We start from the raw sequence: 24,488 nt of genomic DNA, 5'->3' as shown, positions 1-24,488 counted from the left end.
CCGTGTATAATAGGCAAAGTTATTTCCATTTCTACAATCTGTTTACGATAACAGGTTGATTATTAAGATATTAAGGTGATTTAAATCATGGGATTCAAATGCGGTATCGTCGGTTTGCCCAACGTCGGGAAATCTACCCTGTTCAACGCGCTGACCAAAGCCGGTATTGAAGCGGCCAACTTTCCATTCTGCACCATCGAGCCGAACACCGGCGTCGTACCAATGCCCGATCCACGCCTGGATCAACTGGCTGAAATCGTAAAACCGCAGCGCACGCTTCCCACCACCATGGAATTTGTCGATATCGCCGGTCTGGTAAAAGGCGCGTCGAAAGGTGAAGGTCTGGGTAACCAGTTCCTGACCAACATCCGTGAAACCGAAGCGATCGGCCACGTTGTTCGTTGCTTTGAAAATGACAATATCATCCACGTTTCCGGCAAAGTTAACCCGGCGGACGATATTGAAGTTATCAATACCGAACTGGCACTGGCGGATCTCGACACCTGTGAACGTGCAATTCATCGCGTACAGAAGAAGGCCAAAGGTGGCGATAAAGACGCGAAAGCCGAACTGGCGGTTCTGGAAAAATGTCTGCCACAGCTAGAAAACGCAGGTATGCTGCGCGCGCTGGATTTAAGCGCAGAAGAGAAAGCGGCTATTCGTTACCTGAGCTTCCTGACTCTGAAACCGACGATGTACATCGCCAACGTCAACGAAGACGGTTTTGAAAACAACCCGTATCTTGACCAGGTGCGTGAGATTGCGGCGAAAGAAGGCTCTATCGTGGTTCCGGTTTGTGCTGCTGTTGAAGCAGACATTGCCGAACTGGACGACGAAGAACGTGACGAGTTTATGCAGGAACTGGGACTGGAAGAGCCGGGTCTGAACCGTGTGATCCGTGCTGGTTATAAACTGCTGAATCTGCAAACTTACTTCACCGCTGGGGTGAAAGAAGTGCGCGCATGGACCATTCCGGTTGGTGCAACGGCTCCGCAGGCTGCTGGCAAAATCCACACCGATTTTGAAAAAGGCTTTATCCGTGCACAAACCATCTCGTTTGAAGATTTCATCACTTACAAAGGTGAACAAGGCGCGAAAGAAGCGGGCAAAATGCGTGCAGAAGGTAAAGATTACATCGTTAAAGATGGCGATGTGATGAACTTCCTGTTCAACGTCTAATTCCGCGTAATACCCGAGCGGTTAATAATGAGCCATTATGTGAGTTGCACATAATGGCTTTTTTTTACCTGCTACGCTGCTACTTCCAATTCTGAGTTACCGAAATTCATAATCAGACTCCTGGCAATATTAACAATATGGCTTTTATGTGATAACAATCACAGTGCATTAACCGTTCAAGAGTTTGTCATGAAAAAAACATTTACCTTCAGCCTGTTAGCAATTGTCTTCGCCAGCCTGTTAAGTGCTTGTGTTCCTCACCATCATCACCGCCACAGCGATGGCCCTCGTGGCCCTGCGGCCTCCGGTAAGCCAATGCCCCCCTCAAATGGTGGGCCAAATCATGGCAGTCCTGGTCATAGTCGCTATTAATTAGTAAGTCATAGACGGGAGAGTACATACTCTCCCACTATCCACGGCGTTTGAACTGACTCGCATCAATGCCATGTTGCTTCATTTTTCGCCACAGCGTAGTGCGACCAATCCCCAGTAATGCAGACATTTCCTGAATACGTCCGCCCGTAACCTGAGCTGCATTAATAATTGCCTCTTTTTCGACTTCCGCAAATGACAGACTGGTTGAAAGACGTGTGGCGCTGACATCATCTGTCGCCTGTTCGGTAAACAGATGTTCAGGCAAATCACTGATGCGAATTCGCCCGTTATCGCTGCTCAGGGCAAGGTTCTCGATGACGCTGTACAGTTCAAAATCATTGCCGGGCCATGCACAAGAAACCAGGCGGGCAAGCGCATCGTCATCAATTTTCAGGCGGGTTGAGAAACGTTTTTCGAGATTGCGCAGCTTGTTATTCACCAACGCCGGAATACTGCCGCGCCGCATACGCAGCGGCGGGATAGTAATTTCAAACGCATGCAGCGCGTAATAAAGTTGCCGACTAAAGCGATTTTGTTCCACCAGCATTGCCAGATCCGCGGTCGTTGTAGCAATGACTTTGACATCAATCGGTATTAAACGCCGCGCATCCAGCCGCGTGATAACCCCCTGCTTGATAACCTGTAATAAAGCAGACTGTAACTCCACTGCCAGATATTCAATTTTTTCAAGAAACAATGTGCCGCCGTGCGCCAGTTCCAGCCGACTCAGGCGACCATTTTCGTTCTCCGGGCGATCGCTGCCAATAAGCTCGTCCGCCAGCGTCGCATCACCGTATAACTCGCAATTGACGGCGATATAAGGCCCTGCTGCCCGCTCGCTTTCATTATGAATTGCCTGACTTAACAGGGCTTTACCAACGCCCTCTTCCCCACAAAGTAGAACAGGAAAACTGCTGCGCGCCGCCTGACGGCCAAAATGAATCAAGCGGCGGGTTTGCGGATCGTCCTGCGGCATATGGGCAAATGTATGACTAACTTTGCCTAATTGACTGGTCATCAATTGCCGCATCTGTTCCACCGGATGCAGCAACAGAATAAAGCTGGTTCCCTGCGTTTCTATTATCGGTTTAAGGGTAATGACCGCATCAATAAACTGATGCTGGCTTTCAAAGGTCGCTTCCACATGTTTGAGCGGATGCGCCTGTTTTATTGCCTGTTGCAAAACGGCGGGTAACGTTAACAGTTCAGTGATCGCCTTGCCCTGACTTGCCGTCGCGTCCAGACGCAAAACACGCGCCGCCTGAGCATTGATAAATTGCAAATTACCCTGCTCGTCCCAGCTAATCACCCCATCGTCCATACTTTCTAACAGGGCGTTAAGCTGATTTAAATGCCGATTAGTTTCAGCAAGCAAACTGTCCGTCAGCAGTAAATTCCCCACCTCGCGAGCAATTGCCAGCGTCAACGGCAAATCGGCTGCCGTTGATTGTTCAGCCGGACACGCCAGGGCTATCGTCCCCGTCAATCGCCCTTTGCTGTCAAACAGTGGCGTTGCACAAAATGCCCAATCCCAAAGCATCTGCTTAAAATGTTGATCGGCCTTCGTTTTCACAGCCTGACCGGAGATAGCCGCTAACGATAATGCACAAGTGCCAATGATCCCTTCAGCACAATATGTACCGTCGCTGAATCCCAGCAGACTGAGCTGGCGCAACGTCTGCGGATCACCATAACGGCTAAGAATGCAGGCCGTTTCATCAAGGATAAACAGGGCGCACTCTCGGGGTGCCATATATTCCCAGGCATCTTCCAGCGCCGCTTGCCCGAGCGTCAGCATCGCCTTTTTACGCCGACAAATAGAAGCAAATGTTACGCCCTGTGCCTGGTGCGGTTTGCTCCATAACTCCCGTTTCATCAGCTTACAGCATCGCTCCCAGGAGGCTGCAATTAAGGGAGAAAGCCCCCGGCTATCGTCGTTAAAACCGCCATTCATATTCCGCTCACTTATGACAAAAGGTGTTCCGGCTCGCAATTTTTAGTATTAAGACACATACAAGTTTCAATATGAAACATTCATTAAAGCATATGTTCCATTATGAAACGCAATTTGGGTTAATTTTCTTTTCCCTTGCCTGATGCACAATGGATTCATCGGCAGTCAGTGGTCGCCGTATCGTTGAACATCATCCATGCCCTACCGTAAATGCTGGAGCAAAATAATGAAAAAATTGATCAATGATGTGCAAGACGTACTGAACGAACAACTGGCAGGGCTGGCGAAAGCCCATCCTTCGCTGACGCTGCATCAGGACCCACTGTATGTCACCCGAGCTGATGCCCCCGTTGCAGGAAAAGTCGCTCTACTGTCGGGCGGCGGCAGCGGACACGAGCCGATGCACTGCGGTTATATCGGCCAGGGAATGCTCTCGGGGGCATGTCCTGGCGAAATATTCACCTCTCCGACGCCAGACAAAATCTTTGAATGCGCCATGCAAATTGATGGCGGCGAAGGTGTGCTGCTGATTATCAAAAATTACACCGGCGATATTCTTAACTTCGAAACAGCAACAGAATTACTGCACGACAGCGGCGTAAAAGTCACCACAGTGGTTGTCGATGACGACGTTGCGGTGAAAGACAGTCTTTACACCGCCGGGCGGCGCGGCGTTGCCAACACGGTATTAATTGAAAAACTGGTGGGTGCGGCGGCGGAACGTGGCGACTCACTGGACGCCTGTGCAGAACTGGGGCGTAAGTTGAATAATCAGGGTCACTCAATTGGTATCGCCCTCGGTGCCTGTACCGTTCCTGCCGCAGGCAAACCGTCTTTTACGTTGGCGGATAATGAGATGGAGTTTGGCGTTGGCATTCATGGTGAACCAGGTATTGACCGTCGCCCCTTCTCTTCCCTTAATCAAACCGTCGATGAAATGTTCGATACCCTGCTGGAAAATGGCGCATATCATCGCACGCTGCGCTTCTGGGATTATCAACAAGGAAACTGGCTGGAACAGACGCAAACCAAACAGCCGCTACAGTCTGGCGATCGGGTGATTGCACTGGTCAACAATCTTGGTGCCACACCGCTTTCTGAGCTATACGGCGTCTATAACCGCCTGACCACGCGTTGTCAGCAAGCGGGTTTGACTATCGAGCGTAATTTAATTGGCGCGTACTGCACCTCACTGGATATGTCCGGCTTTTCTATCACCTTACTGAAAGTTGATGACGAAATGCTGGCACTATGGGACGCCCCGGTCCATACCCCGGCACTCAACTGGGGTAAATAAGGAGATGATGATGTCACTGAGCAGAACACAGATTGTTAACTGGCTCACTCGCTGTGGAGAAATTTTCAGCAAAGAGAGCGATTATCTCACCAGCCTTGACCGTGAAATTGGTGACGCTGACCACGGGCTGAATATGAATCGTGGCTTTAGCAAAGTGGTGGAGAAACTACCCGCCATCGAGGACAAGGATATTGGTTTCATCCTCAAAAATACCGGTATGACGTTGCTTTCCAGCGTCGGCGGTGCCAGTGGTCCGCTGTTCGGTACGTTTTTTATTCGCGCCGCACAGGTAACTCAGGCACGACAAAGCCTGACGCTGGAAGAGCTTTATCAGATGTTCCGCGATGGTGCGGATGGCGTAATCAGCCGGGGAAAAGCCGAGCCCGGCGATAAGACCATGTGCGATGTCTGGGTGCCGGTGGTTGAGTCGTTACGTCAGTCCTGCGAGCAAAATCTCTCTGTTCCGGCGGCGCTCGACGCTGCCAGCAGCGTCGCTGAATCCGCTGCACAAAGCACGATTACGATGCAAGCCCGCAAAGGCCGTGCCAGTTACCTCGGTGAACGCAGTATCGGTCACCAGGATCCTGGCGCGACCTCCGTGATGTTTATGATGAAAATGCTGGCTTTAGCCGCGAAAGAGTAAGGAATTGGTGATGGTAAACCTGGTCATAGTTTCACATAGCGCCCGACTGGGAGAAGGTGTTGGTGAATTAGCCCGTCAGATGCTGATGAGCGATAGTTGTAAAATCGCCGTTGCCGCGGGGATTGATGATCCACAAAATCCCATCGGCACCGATGCCGTCAAAGTGATGGAAGCCATCGAATCTGTTGCCGATGCCGACCATGTGCTGGTCATGATGGATATGGGGAGCGCGTTATTGAGTGCAGAAACCGCACTGGAATTGCTTGCGCCAGAGATCGCCGCAAAAGTACGGTTGTGCGCCGCACCGTTGGTTGAAGGGACGCTGGCTGCGACGGTCAGCGCGGCGTCAGGTGCGGATATCAACCAGGTTATCCATGACGCAATGCATGCGCTGGAAGCCAAACGCGAACAACTGGGTTTACCGTCATCCGACAGTGAAATCTCTGACATATGCCCTCCGCACGATGAAGAGGCTCGTTCTCTGGCGGTGGTGATTAAAAACCGTAACGGCCTCCACGTGCGCCCGGCCTCCCGACTGGTCTATACCTTATCGGTATTTAATGCGGACATGTTGCTGGAGAAAAACGGTAAATGCGTCACGCCGGAAAGTATTAACCAGATTGCGCTGTTACAAGTCCGCTATAACGATACTCTGCGCCTGATTGTGAAAGGGCCTGAAGCTGAAGAGGCGCTGGCCGCTTTCCGCCAGTTGGCTGAAGATAACTTTGGTGAAACGGAAGAGATAGCGCCACCGACTCTGCGCCCAGTCCCTCCTGTCACGGGTAAAGCCTTCTATTATCAACCGGTTTTATGCACAGTGCAGGCGAAATCAACCCTGACAGCGGAACAAGAACAGGAACGATTACGCCAGGCGATTGACTTCACATTGTTAGATTTGATGGCCTTATCGGCAAAGGCAGAGGCAAACGGGCTCGACGATATCGCCGCGATCTTTTCCGGCCACCATACTCTGTTAGACGATCCTGAGCTACTGGCGGCGGCAAGCGAACTCCTTCAGCATGAACACTGCACAGCAGAATATGCCTGGCAGCAGGTTCTTAAAGAACTTAGCCAGCAATATCAGCAGCTTGATGATGAATATTTGCAAGCTCGCTATATTGATGTAGACGATCTTCTGCATCGTACCCTGCTCCACCTGACACAGACGAAAGAAGAACTGCCGCAATTTAGCGCGCCGACTATTTTACTGGCGGAGAATATTTACCCTTCCACCATGTTGCAACTGGACCCGACTGTCGTTAAAGGCATCTGTCTTAGCGCCGGAAGCCCGGTATCCCACAGCGCCTTAATTGCCCGTGAACTGGGCATTGGCTGGGTTTGTCAGCAGGGCGAGAAACTGTATGCGCTACAACCTGAAGAGACATTAACCCTGGATGTAAAAGCACAACGCTTCAGGCATCAGAGTTAAATTAGATTCTCCGTCAGATTTGTCTGTCAGTTCGCAGAATAAGATTTCAATCATGTCCTTACGGCGATCCTGAACTAAGGTTTTCTGATACTTGAATACCGTTTTGTTCGGTATCGCCAAAGGAGAATGATTGATGAAACCACGTGTCCCTCGTCATCCACAAAGAATGGCGTTAATTCCCACCACACTTTTTTTGTGTTTTGCCGCGCTATCGGCACAAGCGGAAGAAATTGCCGTCACACCACAATCGCCTGATATTTTGTTGGGACCGTTGTTTGACGATGTACAAAACGCCAAACTTTTTCCGGATCAAAAAACCTTTGCCGACGCCGTGCCAAACAGCGATCCGCTGATGATCCTCGCTGATTACCGGATGCAACAGAACCAGAGCGGGTTTGATTTGCGTCACTTCGTGAAAGTCAATTTCTCCCTGCCAAAAGAAGGCGAGAAACACATCCCACCAAAGGGACAGTCGCTACGTGAACATATTGATGGGCTTTGGCCGGTATTAACCCGCACAACCGAAAGCACCGAAAAATGGGACTCTCTGCTGCCGTTGCCGAAACCCTATGTCGTGCCGGGGGGGCGTTTCCGGGAAGTATATTACTGGGACAGCTACTTCACTATGCTGGGGCTTGCTGAAAGCGGTCACTGGGATAAAGTTGCGGATATGGTGGCGAATTTTGGCTATGAAATAGACACTTACGGACATATTCCAAACGGTAATCGCAGCTATTATTTGAGCCGTTCACAACCACCCTTCTTTGCCCTGATGGTGGAGTTACTGGCACAACATGAAGGCGATGCAGCGTTGAAACAGTATCTGCCGCAACTGCAAAAAGAATATGCTTACTGGATGGACGGCGTTGAAAACCTGCAAGCCGGGCAACAGGAAAAACGCGTTGTAAAGCTCAAGGATGGCACTATCCTTAACCGCTACTGGGACGACCGCGATACACCGCGTCCGGAATCGTGGGTGGAAGATATCGCCACAGCCAAAAGCAATCCCGGTCGCCCCGCTACGGAAATCTATCGCGACCTGCGTTCCGCCGCCGCATCTGGCTGGGATTTCAGCTCGCGCTGGATGGATAATCCACAGCAGTTAAATACCTTGCGCACCACCAGCATTGTGCCGGTCGATCTTAATAGTCTGATGTATAAAATGGAAAAAATTCTCGCCAGCGCCAGTAAAGCCGCCGGGGATAACGCGATGGCCAGTCAATATGAAACATTAGCCAATGCCCGTCAGCAAGGGATCGAAAAATACCTGTGGAACGACCAGCAAGGCTGGTATGCCGATTACGATCTGAAGAGCCATAAAGTACGCAATCAGTTAACTGCCGCCGCCCTGTTCCCGCTGTATGTCAACGCTGCGGCGAAAGATCGTGCCAGCAAAATGGCAACGGCGACCAGAACGCATCTGCTGCAACCTGGCGGACTGAACACCACCTCGGTGAGAAGTGGACAGCAATGGGATGCGCCAAATGGCTGGGCACCGTTGCAATGGGTTGCTACCGAAGGATTGCAAAACTACGGGCAAAATGAGGTGGCGATGGATATTAGCTGGAATTTCCTGACCAATGTTCAACACACTTATGACCGGGAGAAAAAGCTGGTCGAAAAATATGATGTCAGCACCACCGGAACAGGTGGCGGCGGTGGCGAATATCCGTTGCAGGATGGCTTTGGCTGGACCAACGGCGTGACGCTGAAAATGCTGGATTTGATCTGCCCGAAAGCGCAACCGTGTGACAACGTTCCGGCAAGTCGCCCACTCAGTAAATCAACAACACCGCCGGTTAAACAAAAAGAGGCGGAACCTACGCCTTAAATTTACTGTATATCGGGCAATGTCATTCCGCACATTAAATTGGCATTGCCCATTTTTTCCATGAAATATCAAAAATCGCTCATTATACGTTCTATACCTTAGCCGCCTTATATCAGAGCAAGCGTTAAATCTTGCATTATCAATTTATTAATCATTACGATTCTATTTATATTTTTGTCTGTCTCCCATTCTCCCTGATAATTTTTCTTGTTAAACAAAATGCTGTTTAGCAAATAAGCAGACCAATCTGTTTCTTTAAATAAATCTTGATATCAAACATGATTTTTATCGATATATATGTAAATATATAGCGGTTTTGATTGTCAGGATATTACTCATGCCACTAACCAGACGGATGTTTACGCAGGCTCTTGCATCCACCCTGCTCCTGTATCATTTGCCGTCCTTTGCACAACCCGTTAAATTCTGGGCCTCACCGATGCTCCCCGACGCAAAAAAGATTACGCGCATAGTCAGCGCTGGTGCGCCTGCGGATCTGCTTTTGCTGGCTGTCGCTCCGGAAAAACTGGTCGGTTTTTCTTCCTTTGACTTTGCCCGCGAAGCGGCTATTCCATTACCTTTGGCGATTCGCCATTTACCTAAACTTGGGCGGCTTGCCGGGCGCGCCAGTTCGCTCTCGATGGAAGGGCTGATGGCATTGCAGCCCGATCTGGTCGTTGATTGCGGCAATACAGATGACACCTGGATCTCCCAGGCCCGGCAGGTTAGCGAGCAGACACAAATCCCCTGGTTATTGCTTAACGGGAAACTGGAGCAATCCGCAGAACAGTTAACAACGCTGGGCAAAACGTTAGGCGAAGAAAACCGCGCCGCAGAACAAGCCAGTCTCGCCAACCGTTTCGTTCGTGAAGCTCAGGCGTTCGCCGCCTCGCCCGCTGCCAACATTCGCTTTTATGCCGCGCGTGGTGCCCGGGGGCTGGAAACAGGTTTACAAGGTTCGTTGCATACTGAGGCGGCAGAATTATTAGGTCTGCACAATGTTGCACAAATTGCCGATCGTCATGGGCTGGCGCAAGTATCCATGGAAAACCTGCTGCGCTGGCAGCCGGATATTATTCTGGTTCAGGATCCCGTCACTGCTGACTTTATCCGTAACGACACGCTCTGGCAGGGGGTAAAAGCTGTCGCGGAACGACGCATCTTATTTTTAACTGGTTTGCCCTTTGGCTGGCTGGATGCCCCACCAGGAATCAATCGCCTTTTGGGGTTACGCCGATTGCATGCCTGGCTCGATCCCGTAGTCAACAGCCAGTTTAAAGATGATATGCAGCGTTACGCCCAACTGTTCTGGCATTGCACATTAAGTGACGCCGACTATCAAAAAATGGTGGCGAGCTAATGAGAACAGTGAACGGGTTTATTTTGCTTTTGCTGCTGGCAGCCATCAGCATCACTTTTGCTGCCGTAAGTGGGGCTTATCATCTCGATATGCAGCAGTTGCTGGCGCTCATTCTTCGTCAAGAAGATGTCCCAGTGCAGGAACACATTGTCTTCTGGCAAATCCGCGTACCGCGCATTCTTGCTGCGCTGTTACTGGGCGCTGCGCTGGCGGGGGCGGGAACCACCTATCAGGGTATGTTCCGTAATCCCTTAGTTTCACCAGATATTCTGGGTGTCTCCGCGGGTGCCGGACTCGGAGCCTGCGCGGCAATCCTGTGGGGATTATCGATTGTTTACATCCAACTGTACGCGTTTTGCGGCGGACTGTTGGTCGTCGCGGGTGTCTGGTTGATTACACGCCGGGTTACCCGCCACGATCCGGTCTTAACTCTGGTACTGGTCGGTATTGCGCTGGGTACGCTATGCGGAGCCGGAATTTCGCTAATAAAAACTCTGGCCGATCCCTACACCCAGTTACCTTCAATAACCTTCTGGTTGCTGGGAGGGCTGTCCACCGTAACCTTGCGTGATCTTTACTACGCTGCGCCGATCATTCTAATTGGCTCCCTGCCCCTGTTTTTCCTCCGCTGGCGCATGAATTTACTCACACTTTCCGACGATGAAGCCAGCTCGCTGGGGCTGAATGTTGCGCGCCTGAGGTTAGGGTTGATTATCTGCGCCACGCTAATCACCGCCAGCACAGTGGCAATAGCAGGAATTATTGGTTGGATCGGCCTCGTCGTCCCACATATTGCCCGCTTGTTGACTGGTCACAACCATCAGCAACTATTGCCTGTGGCGATGTCTACAGGTGCCATTCTGCTTCTGCTCACCGACACACTGGCGCGAAGCATTGGGACAACAGAAATCCCGCTCGGCATTCTGACCGCTTTTGTTGGTGCACCATTTTTTCTGCTGTTGTTGTTACGCGGAGGTCGCCAGTGACTTTGCTTGCCGTCCGTCATGCTTCTCTGGGTTACTCCCGCCATCCGGTGCTACACGACGTTTCCTTCAACCTGTCTCAGGGATCAATTTGTTGCCTGCTGGGAGCCAATGGCTGCGGTAAAACTACTCTGATGCGCACCATTCTTGGCGTGATTCCATTGTCAGGTGGCGAGATTTTGCTGGATGGCGTACCTGTTCAGAAACTTAGCCATCACCAGCGCGCGCAAGCTATTGCCTGGGTGCCGCAAGCGCACGACGGTGTTTTTGCTTTCAGTGTACTGGACATGGTGTTAATGGGACTGACTCCAATAATGGGGACGTTTTCCGTCCCCGGTAAGCAAGAACGCCTGAAAGCCACAGAGCAACTGGAAAAGCTGGGTATTTCGCATCTGGCGACAAGGCGCTGGAATACCCTTAGCGGCGGTGAACGCCAGATGGCATTAATCGCCCGCGCCCTGCTTCAGCAACCACGCTTGTTGTTACTGGATGAACCTGCCTCCAGCCTCGATTTTGGTCATCAGATCCAACTGCTGGACACCCTGGCGCAGCTAAAAAATAACGGAATGACGATGCTGATGTCGACCCATCATCCGCTACATGCTAACGCCATTGCCGACAGCGTTATCCGGGTTGAGCCAGATGGACGCGTAACACAAGGCTTACCGGCTGAACAACTGACAATGGACAAACTGGCAGCCCTGTATCGGGTTTCCGCCGCCCAGATTCATCATCACCTCTCTGCCATTAAACGCTAAGGAACAATCATGCTCATTGATGATATTGATTTTGCAGACCTTTATCTTCAGCAATTAAAGCTGGCTCACCGAACAGAAAAAACGCCAGATCACTGGGATCAACGGGCGGAAAAAATGGCCGAGAATTGCGCCTCGCCAACGGACAGCTATCTGCAACAACTGATCGCTAAAATTGACCTGCAGGGCGCAAATTCCTTATTCGATATGGGCTGTGGACCGGGCACTGTGTCACTGGCACTGGCTGATAAAGTCACTACCGTTTATGGCGTTGATTACAGTCAGGGGATGCTGAACGTTGCCGCCCGTCGCGCCGCCGCGATGAAGGCCGACAATGTCCACTGGATCCAACGCGCCTGGGAAGAGGACTGGAGTGACCTGCCACGCTGCGATATTGCCGTGGCTTCCCGATCCACGCTGGTGGCTGACATGCGCCAGGCGATGACCAAACTGAATAATCAGGCACGGTTACGCGTCTATACCACCCATCTTGTCAGTACCTCGTTCGTCTCCCCTGCCATCCAGCGGGCGGCAGGTCGGGAAGTGATCGAATTACCCAACTATATCTTTGCACTTAACGTGCTGTATCAGATGGGAATTTATGCTCACGTTGATTTTATCCGTGGGCAAAATTGCCAACAGGATAACAGTACCTGGGAACGTTTTGAGCAGAACGTCAGTTGGAGTCTCGGCACGCTTAACGACGATGAACGCGAACGGTTATATCGCTGGTATCAACAACAGGATGCTCGCGCCCTCGCCCCTGCCAGCCGCGACTGGGCACTCATCTGGTGGGACAGCGTGCCACAGGAGGCACTGCGATGATTTTCATTTCTCAGGCACAAATCGATGCGTTACTTCTGGAGGACATCCAAGGCGGTGACCTGACCACACGCGCATTAGGCATCGGTGAACAGCCTGGTGTTATTGATTTTTTTCACCGCAAGGGCGGCTGCGTCAGTGGCGTGGCGGTGGCTTGCAAGATGTTAACTACACTGGGATTAACCATCGATGATGCTGTCAGCGACGGTTCACTAGCGAACCCGGGTCAGCGTCTAATCCGGGCACATGGCAATGCCGCTGCACTTCATCAGGGGTGGAAAGCAGTCCAGAACGTGCTGGAGTGGAGTTGCGGCGTGTCTGATTATCTCGCTCAAATGTTGATGCTGCTTCGCGAACGTTATTCCGATGGCAATATTGCCTGCACCCGAAAAGCGATCCCCGGCACCCGTTTACTGGCAGCGCAGGCAATTCTGGCCGCAGGGGGATTGATTCACCGTGCCGGATGTGCGGAGACCATATTATTGTTTGCCAACCACCGTCATTTTCTTGCCGACAAGCAGGACTGGTCGGGCGCAATCGCTCAGTTACGTCGCCACGCACCGGAGAAGAAAATCGTTGTTGAAGCCGATACGCCTGAAGAGGCAATTGCCGCGTTACGCGCGCAACCAGACGTACTTCAGCTCGACAAATTTAGTCCGCAGCAGGCAACGGAAATTGCGCAAAAAGCACCGTCACTGGCTCCTCACTGCACGCTGGCTCTGACGGGTGGAATTAATCTGACAACTCTCAAAAATTACCTCGATTGTGGCATCCGACTGTTTATTACCTCCGCGCCTTATTACGCGGCACCGGCTGATATCAAAGTCAGTCTGAAACCCAAAGCCTCTTTTTAATTCTTTATTAAACGGAATTTATTTTATGAGATTCAAAAAACATTATCTCTGCACAGCATTATCAATTGCACTTGCCCAGCAGGCCGTAGCAGCTCAAGAGAGCGACACACTGACTGTATGGTCCAGCCCTGTATCATCGACGACGACCACCATTCTCGATCAACCCACCATAAAGGCGTTGGATAAACAAAATGTTGCTCAGGCATTAAGTGTCGTTCCCGGCGTGGTGCTGCAAAAATCAGGCAGCCGCAACGAAGAACAGGTCAAAGTTCGTGGTTTTGATAGCCGTCAGGTGCCGGTCTATTTCGACGGCGTCCCTATTTATGTTCCCTATGATGGTAACCTCGATCTGGCGCGGATTTTAACCAACAATCTGGGCGCGGTCGAAGTTTCCAAAGGGTATTCCTCACTGCTACAGGGACCTAATCAGATGGGGGGTTCCATAAACATCACCACTCAGAAACCGACCAAACCGCTGGAAGCGAGTCTGGGATATCGTCAGGGATGGAGTCGTAGTCAGGACAACGCCTACGATATGCACGCTTCATTTGCCGCCAGCAGCGTTCTGGGATACTTGCAAGTCAGCGGCAGCCAGCTAAAACAGGATTTTCTCGGCCTGCCACACGGTGTTAATAATGATATTGCAGGCAAGCGCGGCAAGATGATTAACTCATCTGCCGATGACAAACGCGGCATTGTGAAGCTCGGTTTTACACCGCGTGAAAACGATGAATACACGCTGACTTACATTAAGCAGGATGGCGAAAAAGACAACCCGCCATACAGCGGAAACAGTGGCCAAAAGTCACGCTACTGGCAGTGGCCGGAGTATGACAAAGAAAGTTTTTACTATCAGGGAACCACACAGCTAAACGACCGTTTTACCCTGAAAAGCCGGCTGTATCGCGACACCTTTGAAAATACGCTCATGATGTACAACTCGCTGGCCGATCTGAAAAGTAAAAACGGTAGCTATAGTCACTATTCCGATTACAGCGATGGTGCCGGATTACAACTGGCGGCCGATGTACGTGAAAACGATCTGCTGTCGTTTGCCGTTAACTGGAAGGATGACGTACACCGGGAAAAAGGTGCACCTCACGCCGCTTACGATCGCTATGAAGATCGTACCTGGTCGCTCGCCAGTGAATATCAATGGGCTGCTGCTGATAATTTGGATGTTGTGGCCGGGATCAGCTACGACTGGCGTGATAGCGTAGAAGCGAAAAAACACGAAAAAGATGGCAGCATCACCCATTATGACGACAACAATCAGTCAGCTTTTAACTGGCAGGTGATGGGGAAATACCACTTTGCCAATGAAGACACGCTGGCGCTTTCATACTATGACCGCACGCGCTTCCCGACACTGAAAGAACGCTATACCACGTCCAAACCGGCGTATAACCAGATAGCCATTGTTAATCCACAACTTAAGCCAGAACGCGCTCGCGGAGTGGATTTAACCTGGAATGGCGCTTTCACCCGCGCCTGGGGATTTGAAGTCAGCGTTTACTATAACCGGGTAAGTGACGCCATCCTTTCACACAATATCGATGCCGATACCATTCAAAACCAGAACAGCGGCACGGTAGATTACAGTGGCCTGGATGCCGGTATTAAGGGGAAAATCAGCAATGTACTGGATGTAGGATTGAGCTACGCTCTGATTCATGCCGATGCCAAACGCAAAGATATCGGCAAGATAACCGATCTGCCGACACAGACAATGACTGCATGGATGACACTCAAACCGTGGGAGCAGTTAAGCGTAACGCTGTCGGAAGAGGCGCGTTCCTCCAGCTACAGCAACAGCGACGGTACACAAAAAGCCGCCGGTTTTGCGGTGACCCACATTCGTGCCGATTACGCCTTAGGTCATGGCTTCAGCGTCAATGCGTCCGTCAATAACCTGTTTGATACGAAATATGCCTACAGCGAAGGGTTTATTGAAGAAGGGCGTAATTTCTGGGCAGGTGTGGAGTATACGTTCTGATTTGAAAGCGGATAGCGGCGTCAGCACCGCTATCCGCCTTATGAAAATCTTATTCTCTTCGCAGAAGGCGAAATACCCCCAGAACCAGGATAGCGCCGACCACCGCCACCAGGAAGCTGTGCAAATTAAAACCGCTGATGGAACCGCCAATGCCAAACATGGTCGCCAGCCAGCCGCCGACAACCGCACCGACTATCCCGAGAATACAGGTCAGGAAAAATCCACCACCATCACGCCCTGGCATGATCAGCTTGGCGATAATGCCGGCTATCAGGCCAAAAATAATCCAGGCAATAATTCCCATGTTCAGGCCCTCGTTTCGATGAATCGGACGCAGAAAATGTTTACGTCAACGCTCTAAGTATAGGCAAGGGCTGGATCGATGCTGGCGTCTGTCGGTTGATTTAAGATCAACGTGTAAAAAATATTCACGCATTTGTATTAAGTTTTGTTAATCACTACCGATAAACCAAAGACAGTTTGTCGGTCAGGAGTTTTTCCGCGTGAGTCATTACCATGAGCAGTTCCTGAAACAAAATCCGTTAGCAGTCCTGGGCGTTTTACGCGATTTGCACAAAGCCGCTGTTCCCTTGCGTATCAGTTGGTCAGGCGGTCAGTTGATCAGCAAAATACTGGCAATAAGCCCTGATAAACTGGTGCTGGATCACGGCAGTCAACCAGAAGACAATAATACAGCGCTTAAAGCGCAGCACATTACTATTACCGCCGAAACTCAGGGGGCGAAAGTCGAGTTTACTGTTGAACAATTACAGCAAAGTGAGTATTTGCAGCTTCCTGCGTTCATCACCACACTCCCTCCCGCCTTATGGTTTGTACAACGACGCCGATATTTTCGCATCTCCGCCCCACTTCATCCGCCTTATTATTGCCAGACCAAACTGGCAGATAACAGTACGTTACGTTTTCGCCTGTATGATTTATCGTTAGGTGGCATGGGCGCATTGCTGGAAACGGAAAAACCAGCCGGATTGCACGAAGGCATGCGCTTCGCACAGATTGAGGTCAACATGGGACAATGGGGAGTTTTTCACTTTGACGCCCAGTTACTGGCTATCAGCGAACGCAAATTGATTGATGGCAAAAATGAAACCATCTCCACTCCCCGTCTGAGCTTTCGTTTTCTTAACGTCGGCCCGACGGTGGAGCGGCAATTACAGCGAATTATTTTCTCACTCGAACGGGAAGCCCGGGAGAAAGCGGACAAAATACGCGACTGAGTTACATCGCATCCAGTGCCTGCTCGAGTTTGTAGATATAGCGCGGTGCCTGCGGTGCGGGATGATTTTTCGCTACATGCTCGAGGAACTCGTCAGCGTCCAGATCGTTGATTTTACTGATCGCCTTTTTCCGATCTGATGAGAAAGTCCGTAACAGCGCGCCAGCTCCGTTGGCGTATGACACCACCAGTGCATATTGCAGTACCTTCGGATCTTCAATTCCTGCCAGCGGGCCGGTTTCCAGAATATTCAGGTAAGCCGCCCCCATTGAGATATTGCGCTCCGGGTTTTTCAGTTCGCTGGTTGTCGGTTCGCCACTCCACCCCATGCGGCGATAAACATCACGTCCGGACGTTGAGGCTTTCAACTGCATCAGACCAATCGCATTCGACTTACTGACCGCGTTTGGGTTACCGCCCGATTCAATAGCGATAATCGCCGTGATCAATTGTGGATCGACACCCCAGGCCGCACCGGCCTTCTGGCTTATTGGCATCCACTTCATTGCACGTTGTACCGGAACTTTCGCGTTCCACGGCGGGTTCGTGTAGTCATGCTTAGATGAACAACCCGCTAATAACACAATCAAAAAGGCAAACCATCTCAATTTCACTTCATCTATCCTTATAGCCTGGAATCGCCGTTGAGGTGACAACAGCACACCTAAGCGGCATGATATACAATTCGTTTCTGTTGTCAGCAAGGAATTGCCATGTCTCAGTTTCACTTAATCGCCCCGTCGGGTTACTGCATTAATCAGCACGCCGCGCAGCGCGGTATTCAACGCCTGACGGATGCAGGTCATCAGGTCAATAACGTAGAGGTCATTGCCCGACGCTGTGAGCGTTTTGCTGGTACGGAAACGGAGCGACTGGAGGATATCAATGCCCTTGCCAGGCTGACGTCACCCAACACTATCGTACTGGCAGTACGCGGCGGTTACGGTGCCAGTCGCTTACTGGCAGACATTGACTGGCAGGCACTGGTAACTCGCCAACAACATGATCCGTTGCTCATCTGCGGGCATAGCGATTTTACGGCCATTCAGTGCGCTCTTCTGGCGCAAGGCAATGTCATCACCTTTAGCGGACCGATGCTGGTGGCGAATTTTGGCGCGGATGAGTTGAACGCCTTTACCGAGCACCATTTCTGGCTGGCGTTACGTAATGAAACGTTCGCCATTGAATGGCAAGGGGAAGGCCCGGCGTGTCAGAGCGAAGGCACGTTGTGGGGAGGCAACCTCGCGATGTTGATTTCGCTGATTGGTACGCCCTGGATGCCGCAAATCGAGAACGGCATTCTGGTGCTGGAGGATATCAACGAGCATCCTTTCCGCGTCGAGCGCATGTTGTTACAGCTTTATCACGCAGGTATTTTACATCGCCAGAGCGCGATCATTCTCGGTAGTTTCAGTGGCAGCGCGCCAAATGATTATGACGCGGGTTACAACCTGGAGTCAGTTTACGCGTTCTTGCGCTCTCGTCTGTCGATCCCACTCATCACCGGCCTCGATTTTGGTCATGAACAACGCACGGTTACACTGCCGTTGGGCGCACATGCCATACTCAATAACGATAAAAGAGGCACACGGATGACAATAAGCGGTCATCCTGTTCTGAAAGCGTAAAAAAATCACGCTTCAGGGCCAAGTAAAACGCTGTTTCTGCCGTGAATATGGTAGGGTTTATAGTACGAGACAGCGTAATCAGGAGTAACCGACCGTTGGATGCCGCAACAATCATTAGCCTTTTCATCTTAGGCTCCATCCTTGTCACCAGTAGTATTTTACTTAGTTCATTTTCTTCCCGCCTTGGCATTCCGATTCTGGTTATTTTCCTGGCGATTGGCATGTTGGCGGGCGTCGATGGCGTCGGCGGCATTCCGTTTGATAATTATCCTTTTGCCTACATGGTAAGTAATCTGGCGCTGGCAATTATTTTGCTCGACGGCGGGATGCGAACCCAGGCCAGCTCATTTCGCGTTGCATTAGGTCCGGCGCTTTCACTGGCGACAGTCGGCGTGCTTATCACCTCCGGTTTAACCGGCATGATGGCGGCGTGGTTGTTTAATCTTGATTTGATTGAAGGCTTATTAATCGGTGCCATTGTCGGCTCCACCGACGCCGCAGCGGTCTTTTCTCTGCTTGGCGGCAAGGGACTTAACGAACGTGTTGGCTCAACGCTGGAGATAGAATCCGGCAGCAATGATCCGATGGCCGTCTTTCTGACGATTACCTTGATTGCGATGATCCAGCATCATGAAAGCACTATTAGCTGGATGTTCGTTGTCGATATTCTGCAGCAATTTGGGCTGGGAATTGTGATCGGTCTTGGCGGTGGTTATTTACTGCTGCAAATGATTAACCGCATTGCTCTGCCTGCGGGCTTGTATCCATTGCTGGCATTAAGCGGCGGTATCCTGATTTTCTCTTTAACCACGGCGCTGGAAGGCAGCGGTATTCTGGCAGTTTATCTGTGCGGTTTTCTGCTGGGTAATCGCCCGATTCGCAACCGCTACGGCATTCTGCAAAATTTCGACGGCCTCGCCTGGCTGGCACAAATCGCCATGTTCCTCGTGCTCGGCCTGTTGGTTAATCCGAGCGACCTGCTGCCTATTGCCATTCCGGCGCTCATATTGTCCGCATGGATGATTTTCTTCGCCCGTCCCCTGTCGGTATTTGCCGGATTATTACCGTTCCGCGGCTTCAATCTGCGCGAACGGGTGTTTATCAGTTGGGTGGGATTACGCGGCGCGGTGCCGATCATTCTGGCAGTATTTCCGATGATGGCGGGGCTGGAAAATGCGCGCTTGTTCTTTAACGTCGCCTTCTTCGTGGTGCTGGTTTCACTGCTATTACAGGGAACATCACTCTCGTGGGCAGCGAAAAAAGCCAAAGTCGTGGTTCCGCCCGTCGGACGTCCTGTATCACGCGTTGGCCTGGATATTCACCCGGAAAACCCGTGGGAGCAGTTTGTTTATCAGTTAAGTGCCGATAAATGGTGCGTGGGTGCGGCACTGCGCGATCTGCATATGCCAAAAGAGACGCGTATTGCGGCACTGTTTCGTGATAACCAGTTGCTTCATCCCACCGGCAGCACCCGACTGCGCGAAGGCGATGTGCTGTGTGTAATTGGTCGGGAGCGCGATCTTCCGGCGCTCGGTAAACTGTTCAGCCAGTCGCCGCCAGTCGCGCTGGATCAACGCTTCTTTGGTGACTTCATTCTCGAAGCCAGCGCCAAATATGCTGATGTGGCGCTGATATATGGTCTGGAAGACGGCCGGGAATATCGCGATAAACAGCAAACACTGGGTGAAATTGTTCAGCAGTTGTTAGGCGCGGCACCGGTTGTCGGTGACCAGGTGGAGTTTGCCGGGATGATCTGGACGGTGGCTGAGAAAGAAGATAATGCCGTGTTGAAGATCGGCGTTCGGGTGGCAGAGGACGAAGCCGAATCTAAAATTTGATGTAGTTTGTATCGCCGGATGCGACGCTGTGCGTCTTATCCGGCTAACAGCAAGTTACACCGTCACAACTGGCACGCGTAACGCCAGCGCGCACATCAACTCATAGCCTACCGTTCCGGCAGCGGCGGCGACATCATCAATTTTGATCTCCTTGCCCCACAGCTCAACCGGCGTACCAATTCCCGCCTGCGGGCAAGGCGTCAAATCAACCGCCAGCATATCCATCGAGACTGTCCCTATCGTCATGGTGCGTACTCCGTCCACTAAAACAGGTGTACCGGTTGGCGCATGACGCGGATAACCATCGGCGTATCCGGCGGCGACAATGCCAATTCGCTGCTCATCGCGCGCGGTATAGTGACCGCCATAGCCCACACGATCTCCTGCTTTTAGTGTCTGGATACCAATAATCTCGCTGCTTAATGTCATTACCGGACGTAATCCAGTATTGGCAATATCCCGCCACTGACCGGACGGCGAAGCGCCATACAAAATAATGCCTGGTCGAACCCAGTCAAAATGCGCTTCCGGATGCCACAGGGTTGCCGCCGAGTTAGACAACGAACGCCGACACTCCAGCCCTTCTGCTGCTCGCTCAATACGCGCCATCGCCGTAGAAATCCCATCAGGATGCTCCGCATCGGCAAAATGCGACATCAGCGTCATTTCGCCAACATTCGCCATCGCCCGCAATTGCTGCCAGACGGTAAGCATGCGCTCAGGCATGAAGCCCAGCCGATTCATCCCGCTGTTCACTTTAAGATAAATATCCAGCGGTGCCTTTAGTCGCGCGTTTTGCAACGCTTTGAGCTGCCAGTTGCTGTGTACACAGGTGGTCAGCCGGTACTGGTCATAAATTTCCAGATCCTGAGCATGGAAAAATCCCTCCAGCATCAGGATCGGCCCTTTCCAGCCGCGCTCGCGTAACGTTATCGCCTCTTCCAGATTAAGTAATGCAAAGCCATCGGTGGCCCCGAGCGCGCTCCAGATACGCTCGACACCGTGACCATACGCGTTGGCTTTTACCACCGACCAGACACGCGCATGCGGCGCGGCCTGGCGAACAATGGTCAGATTCTGTTTTAATGCCTGCAGATCGAGGCTGGCCTGTATCGGTCTGGTCATCTCGCGTCCTTAGCTGTGCGCGCCATGTAAATGACCCGGGCGCGATGGCGTAAATCCACGGCTGTAGCGCGCCACGCTTAAATCCTCATACGGGATAGCGGGCGTGCGACCAGAGAGCAGATCGCTTAACAACTGACCAGAACCGCAAGCCATCGTCCAGCCGAGCGTGCCGTGACCGGTATTCAGCCACAAATTTTTAAAGCGTGTACGCCCCACAACCGGCGTGCCATCTGGCGTCATCGGGCGTAGCCCCGTCCAGAACGTGGCCTGCTCAACATGACCGCCGCGCGGATAGAGATCGCGAACCACCATCTCCAGCGTTTCACGGCGCGGCTGTAGCAGTTCAGTATTAAAGCCAACAATTTCCGCCATTCCGCCGACACGGATGCGATTATCGAAACGTGTAATGGCAATTTTGTAGGTTTCATCGAGAATAGTGGACACCGGCGCACCATCTTCTTGTGCAATAGGAATGGTCAGCGAGTAACCTTTCAGCGGGTAGACCGGAATATCAACAATGCCTTTGAGCATCGCTGTCGAGTAAGAACCAAATGCCATCACATACGCATCGGCCTTAATCACTTCATCACCACACTTCACGCCATAGATCTGCTCACCGTCGCAAAGCAGTTGATCGACAGGCGTATTAAAGCGGAATTTAACCCCCGCCTGTTCCGCCATTCGCGCTAAATTCTGGGTAAAGAGCTGGCAATCGCCGGTTTCGTCATTGGGCAGTTGCAGGCCACCGGTGAGTTTGTGTGCCACTTCGGCCAGCGCTGGCTCCACTTCCGCCAGACGGCTGGATCCCAGTAGTTTGTACGGCACACCAGCATCTTCCAGAACGGCAATATCGCGAGTCGCGTTTTCATATTGTTGTTCGGTACGGAACAGTTGCAGCGTCCCGCCCTGCCGCCCTTCATACTGGATGTTAGTCTCAGCACGTAATGTTTTCAGGCAATCACGGCTGTATTCCGCCAGGCGCACCATCCGCCCTTTGTTTTCCATGTAGTGGCTGGTGTCGCAGTTACGTAACATTTGCCACATCCATTTCAACTGAAATTGCGTACCGTCGAGACGAACCGCCAGCGGTGCATGGCGCTGAAACATCCATTTAATCGCCTTCAACGGCACACCTGGCGCCGCCCACGGTGCCGCATAACCAGGCGAGATTTGCCCGGCATTTGCTGCGCTGGTTTCCAGGGCTGCTCCCGGTTCCCGATCAATAACGGTGACCTCATGTCCTGCCTGATTTAAATACCAGGCGCTGGCAACGCCTACCACACCACTTCCCAGTATGACAACTCGCATAGCCACTCCGATAACGGTAGATACAGTAAAAGAACAATAATCTAATTACATCTTGATAACCTAGATGAAAATATTATTCAACATATGGCTTTTTTATGGTGAGCTGGCTCACATCTCCCTGACGCTGTGGGAATATGCCGTCTTTGGTATCTCCTGCTGAAGGTGCTTTTTATCCAGCAGAAAATTCCGTTCAGAGGCTGATTATTGGCACTACGATAATAAGAAATCGCAAAGAAAAAAATTCTCCGGCGACGCGGTTTTTAACGGGTGTTCTATGCTTGAAATGAGGTCCTCCACACAGAGAGTACCGACAACAATGAGGTGCGCGTATGGCGACGATCGATTCTATGAATAAGGACACCACACGTTTGAGCGATGGACCCGACTGGACGTTCGAGCTGCTGGATATTTATCTGGCAGAGATAGACCGGGTGGCGAAACTCTATCGGCTGGATACCTACCCGCACCAGATTGAAGTGATCACCTCAGAACAGATGATGGATGCCTACTCCAGCGTCGGTATGCCGATTAACTATCCGCACTGGTCATTTGGTAAGAAGTTTATCGAAACTGAGCGCCTGTATAAGCATGGCCAACAAGGGCTGGCCTATGAAATTGTCATAAACTCTAACCCGTGTATCGCTTACCTGATGGAAGAGAACACCATTACCATGCAGGCGCTGGTGATGGCGCATGCCTGTTACGGCCATAACTCTTTCTTCAAAAACAATTATTTATTCCGTAGCTGGACCGATGCCAGTTCGATTGTCGATTACCTGATTTTCGCCCGCAAATACATTACCGAGTGCGAAGAACGTTATGGCGTTGATGAGGTAGAAAAGCTGCTGGACTCGTGCCATGCGCTGATGAACTACGGAGTGGATCGTTACAAACGCCCGCAAAAAATCTCGCTGCAAGAGGAGAAAGCCCGGCAGAAAAGCCGCGAAGAGTATCTGCAAAGTCAGGTCAATATGCTCTGGCGTACCCTGCCGAAACGCGAAGAAGAGAAAACCGTTGCCGAAGCGCGCCGCTATCCTTCCGAACCACAAGAAAACCTGCTCTATTTTATGGAGAAAAATGCCCCACTGCTGGAATCATGGCAGCGTGAGATCCTGCGCATTGTGCGTAAGGTGAGCCAGTATTTTTATCCGCAAAAACAGACTCAGGTGATGAACGAAGGCTGGGCCACCTTCTGGCACTACACCATCCTTAACCATCTGTACGATGAAGGGAAAGTGACCGAACGCTTTATGCTGGAGTTCTTGCATAGTCACACCAATGTGGTCTTCCAGCCGCCGTATAACAGCCCGTGGTACAGCGGCATTAACCCGTATGCCCTCGGATTCGCCATGTTCCAGGATATTAAGCGGATTTGTCAGTCACCAACGGAAGAAGACAAATACTGGTTCCCGGATATCGCCGGTTCTGACTGGCTGGAAACGCTGCATTTCGCGATGCGTGATTTCAAAGATGAGAGCTTTATCAGTCAATTCCTGTCACCGAAGGTAATGCGTGACTTCCGCTTCTTCACCGTGCTGGATGATGATCGGCATAATTATCTGGAAATTTCTGCCATTCATAATGAGGAAGGTTATCGGGAGATCCGTAACCGATTATCGTCGCAATATAACTTAAGCAATCTGGAGCCGAATATTCAGATCTGGAACGTGGATTTGCGCGGCGACCGTTCGCTGATTCTACGCTACATTCCGCATAACCGCGCTCCGCTGGATCGGGGACGTAAAGAGGTGCTGAAACATGTGCATCGTTTGTGGGGATTTGATGTGACGCTGGAGCAGCAAAACGAAGATGGCAGCGTCGAGTTGCTGGAACGTTGCCCGCCAAGAATGGGAAATCTGTAAAAAGTCCTCCTC

Annotated in this window: 21 protein-coding genes and 1 pseudogene; 16 read left to right on the top strand and 6 right to left on the bottom strand. The window is 51.4% G+C overall.

The features are described from left to right. Positions 1 to 87 precede the first annotated feature (87 nt). Complete coding sequence (gene ychF / locus BEA93_RS04985) at positions 88 to 1,179, top strand: redox-regulated ATPase YchF (RefSeq protein WP_064528709.1); 1,092 nt, start codon at positions 88 to 90, stop codon at positions 1,177 to 1,179. A 189-nt stretch (positions 1,180 to 1,368) separates the two neighbouring features. Further along, complete coding sequence (locus BEA93_RS04980; protein WP_016248797.1) at positions 1,369 to 1,551, top strand: hypothetical protein; 183 nt, start codon at positions 1,369 to 1,371, stop codon at positions 1,549 to 1,551. A 37-nt stretch (positions 1,552 to 1,588) separates the two neighbouring features. Here the strand turns inward: BEA93_RS04980 and dhaR are convergent, their stop codons facing one another. Further along, on the bottom strand, positions 1,589 to 3,508 hold the full coding sequence (gene dhaR / locus BEA93_RS04975) for a dihydroxyacetone kinase operon transcriptional regulator DhaR (RefSeq protein WP_001516533.1): 1,920 nt from the start codon (positions 3,506 to 3,508) through the stop codon (positions 1,589 to 1,591). Between the two features lie 226 nt (positions 3,509 to 3,734). On the opposite strand from dhaR, the gene dhaK reads away from it, so the two are divergent. From dhaK to BEA93_RS04925, 10 genes are all read left to right on the top strand, one after another. Further along, on the top strand, positions 3,735 to 4,805 hold the full coding sequence (dhaK, locus tag BEA93_RS04970) for a dihydroxyacetone kinase subunit DhaK (RefSeq protein ID WP_000733746.1): 1,071 nt from the start codon (positions 3,735 to 3,737) through the stop codon (positions 4,803 to 4,805). A 10-nt stretch (positions 4,806 to 4,815) separates the two neighbouring features. After that, positions 4,816 to 5,448 carry a dihydroxyacetone kinase subunit DhaL gene (gene dhaL / locus BEA93_RS04965; protein ID WP_001516534.1) on the top strand — a complete coding sequence of 211 codons (633 nt, stop codon included), beginning with the start codon at positions 4,816 to 4,818 and terminating at the stop codon, positions 5,446 to 5,448. 10 nt (positions 5,449 to 5,458) lie between these two features. Then, positions 5,459 to 6,877, top strand: a complete 1,419-nt coding sequence (gene dhaM / locus BEA93_RS04960; RefSeq protein WP_001516535.1) for a dihydroxyacetone kinase phosphoryl donor subunit DhaM — start codon at positions 5,459 to 5,461, stop codon at positions 6,875 to 6,877. A 133-nt stretch (positions 6,878 to 7,010) separates the two neighbouring features. Beyond that, positions 7,011 to 8,708: an alpha,alpha-trehalase gene (locus BEA93_RS04955; protein WP_000804567.1), complete on the top strand. Its 1,698-nt coding sequence runs from the start codon at positions 7,011 to 7,013 to the stop codon at positions 8,706 to 8,708. A 337-nt stretch (positions 8,709 to 9,045) separates the two neighbouring features. Further along, a complete protein-coding gene (locus BEA93_RS04950; RefSeq protein ID WP_105224432.1) occupies positions 9,046 to 10,068 on the top strand; it encodes an iron ABC transporter substrate-binding protein in 1,023 nt (340 codons plus the stop codon). Beyond that, positions 10,068 to 11,054 (top strand): FecCD family ABC transporter permease, encoded by a 987-nt coding sequence (locus BEA93_RS04945; protein WP_001261268.1) that lies wholly within the window; start codon positions 10,068 to 10,070, stop codon positions 11,052 to 11,054. Before BEA93_RS04950 ends, BEA93_RS04945 begins: the two co-directional genes overlap by 1 nt. Then, complete coding sequence (locus BEA93_RS04940; RefSeq protein ID WP_000173307.1) at positions 11,051 to 11,809, top strand: ABC transporter ATP-binding protein; 759 nt, start codon at positions 11,051 to 11,053, stop codon at positions 11,807 to 11,809. Before BEA93_RS04945 ends, BEA93_RS04940 begins: the two co-directional genes overlap by 4 nt. A 9-nt stretch (positions 11,810 to 11,818) precedes the next feature. After that, positions 11,819 to 12,631, top strand: a complete 813-nt coding sequence (locus tag BEA93_RS04935; protein ID WP_000903986.1) for a class I SAM-dependent methyltransferase — start codon at positions 11,819 to 11,821, stop codon at positions 12,629 to 12,631. Then, entirely contained in the window at positions 12,628 to 13,482 is an 855-nt protein-coding gene (gene modD, locus BEA93_RS04930; RefSeq protein ID WP_016262064.1) for a ModD protein, read from the top strand. The genes BEA93_RS04935 and modD overlap by 4 nt, the downstream gene beginning before the upstream one ends. 25 nt (positions 13,483 to 13,507) lie before the next feature. Further along, a complete protein-coding gene (locus tag BEA93_RS04925) occupies positions 13,508 to 15,478 on the top strand; it encodes a TonB-dependent receptor plug domain-containing protein (RefSeq protein ID WP_105224431.1) in 1,971 nt (656 codons plus the stop codon). A gap of 49 nt (positions 15,479 to 15,527) precedes the next feature. On the opposite strand, the gene BEA93_RS04920 is transcribed toward BEA93_RS04925, so the two are convergent. Beyond that, positions 15,528 to 15,782 carry a GlsB/YeaQ/YmgE family stress response membrane protein gene (locus BEA93_RS04920; protein ID WP_000511315.1) on the bottom strand — a complete coding sequence of 85 codons (255 nt, stop codon included), beginning with the start codon at positions 15,780 to 15,782 and terminating at the stop codon, positions 15,528 to 15,530. A 199-nt stretch (positions 15,783 to 15,981) separates the two neighbouring features. Here BEA93_RS04920 and ycgR point away from each other — a divergent pair, with 199 nt between their 5' ends. Beyond that, positions 15,982 to 16,716: a flagellar brake protein YcgR gene (ycgR, locus tag BEA93_RS04915; protein ID WP_105224430.1), complete on the top strand. Its 735-nt coding sequence runs from the start codon at positions 15,982 to 15,984 to the stop codon at positions 16,714 to 16,716. A gap of 1 nt (position 16,717) precedes the next feature. Here the strand turns inward: ycgR and emtA are convergent, their stop codons facing one another. Next, complete coding sequence (emtA, locus tag BEA93_RS04910; protein WP_001516541.1) at positions 16,718 to 17,329, bottom strand: membrane-bound lytic murein transglycosylase EmtA; 612 nt, start codon at positions 17,327 to 17,329, stop codon at positions 16,718 to 16,720. A gap of 99 nt (positions 17,330 to 17,428) precedes the next feature. On the opposite strand from emtA, the gene ldcA reads away from it, so the two are divergent. Continuing rightward, positions 17,429 to 18,343: a muramoyltetrapeptide carboxypeptidase gene (ldcA, locus tag BEA93_RS04905; RefSeq protein ID WP_000077266.1), complete on the top strand. Its 915-nt coding sequence runs from the start codon at positions 17,429 to 17,431 to the stop codon at positions 18,341 to 18,343. Positions 18,344 to 18,390: 47 nt separating this feature from the next. Beyond that, positions 18,391 to 20,109, top strand: a pseudogene (locus BEA93_RS04900) (potassium/proton antiporter); the annotation flags it as partial. On the opposite strand, the gene BEA93_RS26310 reads toward BEA93_RS04900, so the two are convergent. From BEA93_RS26310 to dadA, 3 genes are read right to left on the bottom strand one after another with little or no spacing between them, the layout of a single operon-like run. Further along, the gene (locus tag BEA93_RS26310; protein ID WP_420870958.1) at positions 20,047 to 20,193 is read right to left on the bottom strand and encodes a hypothetical protein; all 147 of its coding nucleotides are present in this window, start codon (positions 20,191 to 20,193) and stop codon (positions 20,047 to 20,049) included. The pseudogene BEA93_RS04900 and the gene BEA93_RS26310 sit on opposite strands and share 63 nt — an antisense overlap. A gap of 42 nt (positions 20,194 to 20,235) precedes the next feature. Continuing rightward, positions 20,236 to 21,306: a catabolic alanine racemase DadX gene (dadX, locus tag BEA93_RS04895; RefSeq protein ID WP_000197889.1), complete on the bottom strand. Its 1,071-nt coding sequence runs from the start codon at positions 21,304 to 21,306 to the stop codon at positions 20,236 to 20,238. A gap of 9 nt (positions 21,307 to 21,315) precedes the next feature. Continuing rightward, positions 21,316 to 22,614 carry a D-amino acid dehydrogenase gene (dadA, locus tag BEA93_RS04890; protein WP_001266919.1) on the bottom strand — a complete coding sequence of 433 codons (1,299 nt, stop codon included), beginning with the start codon at positions 22,612 to 22,614 and terminating at the stop codon, positions 21,316 to 21,318. A 329-nt stretch (positions 22,615 to 22,943) separates the two neighbouring features. On the opposite strand from dadA, the gene BEA93_RS04885 reads away from it, so the two are divergent. Continuing rightward, positions 22,944 to 24,476, top strand: a complete 1,533-nt coding sequence (locus tag BEA93_RS04885; protein WP_000190867.1) for a SpoVR family protein — start codon at positions 22,944 to 22,946, stop codon at positions 24,474 to 24,476. Positions 24,477 to 24,488: the final 12 nt, after the last annotated feature.

This window comes from Escherichia sp. MOD1-EC5950 (genome assembly GCF_002965345.1).
GTDB classification, from domain to species: domain Bacteria; phylum Pseudomonadota; class Gammaproteobacteria; order Enterobacterales; family Enterobacteriaceae; genus Escherichia; species Escherichia marmotae.
Note: the sequence above shows the minus strand (reverse complement) of the source record. Positions and strands in the feature narration are given on the sequence as shown.

Bases quoted from the DNA above. Each gene is read 5' to 3' on its own strand.
- ychF (WP_064528709.1), top strand. From the start codon at position 88: ATGGGATTCAAATGCGGTATCGTCGGTTTGCCCAACGTCGGGAAATCT.
- BEA93_RS04980 (WP_016248797.1), top strand. From the start codon at position 1,369: ATGAAAAAAACATTTACCTTCAGCCTGTTAGCAATTGTCTTCGCCAGC.
- dhaR (WP_001516533.1), bottom strand. From the start codon at position 3,508: ATGAATGGCGGTTTTAACGACGATAGCCGGGGGCTTTCTCCCTTAATT.
- dhaK (WP_000733746.1), top strand. From the start codon at position 3,735: ATGAAAAAATTGATCAATGATGTGCAAGACGTACTGAACGAACAACTG.
- dhaL (WP_001516534.1), top strand. From the start codon at position 4,816: ATGTCACTGAGCAGAACACAGATTGTTAACTGGCTCACTCGCTGTGGA.
- dhaM (WP_001516535.1), top strand. From the start codon at position 5,459: ATGGTAAACCTGGTCATAGTTTCACATAGCGCCCGACTGGGAGAAGGT.
- BEA93_RS04955 (WP_000804567.1), top strand. From the start codon at position 7,011: ATGAAACCACGTGTCCCTCGTCATCCACAAAGAATGGCGTTAATTCCC.
- BEA93_RS04950 (WP_105224432.1), top strand. From the start codon at position 9,046: ATGCCACTAACCAGACGGATGTTTACGCAGGCTCTTGCATCCACCCTG.
- BEA93_RS04945 (WP_001261268.1), top strand. From the start codon at position 10,068: ATGAGAACAGTGAACGGGTTTATTTTGCTTTTGCTGCTGGCAGCCATC.
- BEA93_RS04935 (WP_000903986.1), top strand. From the start codon at position 11,819: ATGCTCATTGATGATATTGATTTTGCAGACCTTTATCTTCAGCAATTA.
- modD (WP_016262064.1), top strand. From the start codon at position 12,628: ATGATTTTCATTTCTCAGGCACAAATCGATGCGTTACTTCTGGAGGAC.
- BEA93_RS04925 (WP_105224431.1), top strand. From the start codon at position 13,508: ATGAGATTCAAAAAACATTATCTCTGCACAGCATTATCAATTGCACTT.
- BEA93_RS04920 (WP_000511315.1), bottom strand. From the start codon at position 15,782: ATGGGAATTATTGCCTGGATTATTTTTGGCCTGATAGCCGGCATTATC.
- ldcA (WP_000077266.1), top strand. From the start codon at position 17,429: ATGTCTCAGTTTCACTTAATCGCCCCGTCGGGTTACTGCATTAATCAG.
- dadX (WP_000197889.1), bottom strand. From the start codon at position 21,306: ATGACCAGACCGATACAGGCCAGCCTCGATCTGCAGGCATTAAAACAG.
- dadA (WP_001266919.1), bottom strand. From the start codon at position 22,614: ATGCGAGTTGTCATACTGGGAAGTGGTGTGGTAGGCGTTGCCAGCGCC.
- BEA93_RS04885 (WP_000190867.1), top strand. From the start codon at position 22,944: ATGGCGACGATCGATTCTATGAATAAGGACACCACACGTTTGAGCGAT.